General features: G+C 57.0%; 1 protein-coding gene. It reads left to right on the top strand.

What is annotated here, in order from left to right; all coding sequences use genetic code 11:
- Positions 1-3,746, top strand: a 3,746-nt coding sequence (locus E2L03_RS20150; RefSeq protein WP_208394377.1) for a beta strand repeat-containing protein, incomplete at both ends; no start/stop codon positions are given.

Here is a 3,746-nt window from a genome sequence, read left to right as displayed (position 1 = left end):
TACAGGAGTAACCGGAGCCACTGGCATTACAGGAGTTACTGGTGCTACTGGCGTTACGGGTGCTACTGGCGTTACTGGTGCCACTGGGGTTACCGGAGTCACTGGAGTTACTGGAGCTACTGGCGTTACTGGTGCTACTGGCGTTACGGGAGTTACGGGAGTTACTGGAGCTACTGGTCCTACGGGTGCTACTGGAGCTACTGGCATTACTGGAGCTACTGGCATTACCGGACCTACTGGTGTTACTGGTGTTACTGGAGCTACTGGTCCTACAGGAGTTACTGGAGTCACTGGGGCTATAGGAGTAACCGGAGCCACGGGCATTACCGGAGTTACGGGTGTTCCTGGGGCAACTGGTCCTACTGGAGTCACTGGGATTACTGGCGTTACAGGAGCTACTGGCATTACAGGAGCTACAGGGGTTACAGGAGGTACTGGAGTCACTGGGGCTATAGGAGTAACCGGAGCCACGGGCATTACCGGAGTTACGGGTGTTCCTGGGGCAACTGGTCCTACTGGAGTCACTGGGATTACTGGCGTTACAGGAGCTACTGGCATTACAGGAGCTACAGGGGTTACAGGAGGTACTGGAGTCACTGGGGCTATAGGAGTAACCGGAGCCACGGGCATTACCGGAGTTACGGGTGTTCCTGGGGCAACTGGTCCTACTGGAGTCACTGGGATTACTGGCGTTACAGGAGCTACTGGCATTACAGGAGCTACAGGGGTTACAGGAGGTACTGGAGTCACTGGGGCTATAGGAGTAACCGGAGCCACGGGCATTACCGGAGTTACGGGTGTTCCTGGGGCAACTGGTCCTACTGGAGTCACTGGGATTACTGGCGTTACAGGAGCTACTGGCATTACAGGAGCTACAGGGGTTACAGGAGGTACTGGAGTCACTGGGGCTATAGGAGTAACCGGAGCCACTGGCGTTACCGGCGTTACTGGTGCTACGGGTGCTACCGGAGCTACTGGGGCTACTGGAGGTACTGGTCCTACCGGAGTTACTGGTGCGACTGGCATTACCGGAGTCACTGGAGTTACTGGAGCTACAGGTGCTACTGGAGTAACGGGAGTTACTGGAGCTACTGGTCCTACTGGAGCCACTGGCATTACTGGAGTTACTGGTGCTACTGGTCCTACTGGCGTTACTGGTCCTACTGGAGTTACCGGAGTTACAGGTGCTACGGGCGTTACGGGAGCCACTGGGGTTACCGGAGTCACTGGAGTTACTGGCGCTACTGGAGCTACTGGTCCTACTGGAGCTACAGGCGTTACAGGTGCTACTGGAGCTACAGGAGTTACGGGAGTTACAGGAGCTACTGGTCCTACGGGTGTTACAGGAGCTACTGGTCCTACGGGTGCTACTGGAGCTACTGGCGTTACAGGTGCTACTGGCGTTACGGGAGTTACAGGAGCGACTGGAGTTACGGGTGCTACTGGGGCCACTGGTGTTACAGGTGCCACTGGCGTTACTGGTGCCACTGGCGTTACTGGTGCTACGGGGGTTACTGGAGCTACTGGGGTTACCGGAGTTACGGGTGTTCCTGGGGCCACTGGTCCTACTGGAGTCACTGGGATTACTGGCGTTACAGGAGCTACTGGAGCTACTGGTATTACAGGAGTTACTGGAGCTACTGGCATTACAGGAGCTACCGGCGTTACAGGTGCTACTGGTCCTACTGGAGCTACAGGAGTTACGGGAGCTACTGGTCCTACGGGAGTTACCGGACCTACTGGCATTACAGGTGCTACTGGAGCTACTGGAGTCACTGGTGCCACTGGGATTACTGGCGTTACAGGAGCTACTGGAGCTACTGGTATTACAGGAGTTACTGGAGCTACTGGAGTAACGGGAGCTACTGGTCCTACTGGAGCTACAGGCGTTACAGGTGCTACTGGAGCTACAGGAGTTACGGGAGTTACAGGAGCTACTGGTCCTACGGGTGTTACAGGAGCTACTGGTCCTACGGGTGCTACTGGAGTTACCGGAGTTACAGGTGCTACTGGGGCTACTGGGGCTACTGGGGTTACGGGAGCCACTGGTGTTACCGGAGTCACTGGCGTTACTGGCGCTACTGGTCCTACTGGCCCTACTGGTCCTACTGGTGCCACTGGAGTAACAGGTGCCACTGGTATTACCGGAGTTACAGGTGCTACTGGGGTTACGGGTGCCACTGGTATTACCGGAGTCACTGGAGTTACTGGCGCTACTGGAGTCACTGGGGCTACTGGAGTTACTGGCGTTACGGGAGCTACAGGACCTACTGGTGTTACCGGAGTCACTGGTGCCACCGGGGTTACAGGAGCTACTGGCATTACCGGAGCTACTGGTGCCACTGGTGTCACAGGGGCCACTGGGGTTACCGGGGTTACTGGTCCTACTGGGGCTACAGGAGTAACGGGAGTAACGGGAGTTACAGGAGCCACTGGTGTTACTGGTGCCACCGGGGCCACTGGGGTTACCGGGGTTACTGGTCCTACTGGTGTTACAGGGGCGACTGGAGTAACGGGTGCTACGGGTGTTACTGGAACTACTGGAGCTACTGGCGTTACCGGGGTTACTGGTCCTACTGGTGTTACAGGGGCCACTGGGGTTACCGGGGTTACTGGTCCTACTGGGGCTACAGGAGTAACGGGAGTAACGGGAGTTACAGGAGCCACTGGTGTTACTGGTGCCACCGGGGCCACTGGGGTTACCGGGGTTACTGGTCCTACTGGTGTTACTGGAGCTACAGGTGCCACTGGAGCTACAGGTGTTACTGGTGCCACCGGGGCCACTGGAGTAACGGGTGTTACTGGAACTACTGGAACTACTGGAGCTACTGGCGTTACCGGAGTAACGGGTGTTACTGGCGCTACTGGAGTCACTGGTGCTACTGGAGTTACCGGAGTTACAGGGGCGACTGGCATTACTGGAGCTACTGGAGCTACAGGAGTAACAGGAGTTACTGGTCCTACTGGTGTTACTGGTGCTACTGGTGTCACCGGGGCCACTGGGGTTACTGGGGTTACGGGTGCCACTGGAATTACCGGAGTCACTGGAGTTACTGGCGCTACTGGAGTCACTGGGGCTACTGGTGTTACCGGAGTCACTGGTGCCACCGGGGTTACAGGAGCTACTGGCATTACCGGAGCTACTGGTGCCACTGGTGTCACAGGGGCCACTGGGGTAACAGGTGCCACTGGTATTACCGGAGTTACAGGTGCTACTGGGGTTACGGGTGCCACTGGAATTACCGGAGTCACTGGAGTTACTGGCGCTACTGGAGTCACTGGGGCTACTGGTGTTACCGGAGTCACTGGTGCCACCGGGGTTACAGGAGCTACTGGAGTCACCGGAGCTACTGGTCCTACTGGAGTTACCGGAGCCACTGGAGTCACTGGGGTTACAGGTCCTACAGGAGCTACTGGAGCTACTGGAGTTACTGGTGCCACAGGAGTTACAGGAGTTACTGGAGATACCGGGGCGACTGGAGTCACTGGGGCGACTGGAGTCACTGGTGCTACTGGAGTCACTGGGGCTACTGGAGTTACTGGTCCTACTGGAGCTACGGGAGTTACTGGGGCTACTGGAGCTACGGGAGTTACTGGGGCTACTGGCGTTACCGGAGTCACTGGTGTTACTGGAGCTACTGGAGTCACTGGTGCTACAGGAGTAACGGGAGTTACTGGGGCTACTGGCGTTACCGGAGTCACTGGTGCTACTGGCGTTACCGGAGTCACAGGTGTTACTGGCGCTG

This window comes from Shouchella oshimensis (assembly GCF_004375095.1).
Taxonomy (GTDB): Bacteria; Bacillota; Bacilli; order Bacillales; family Bacillaceae_D; genus Shouchella; species Shouchella oshimensis.
Note: the sequence above shows the minus strand (reverse complement) of the source record. Positions and strands in the feature narration are given on the sequence as shown.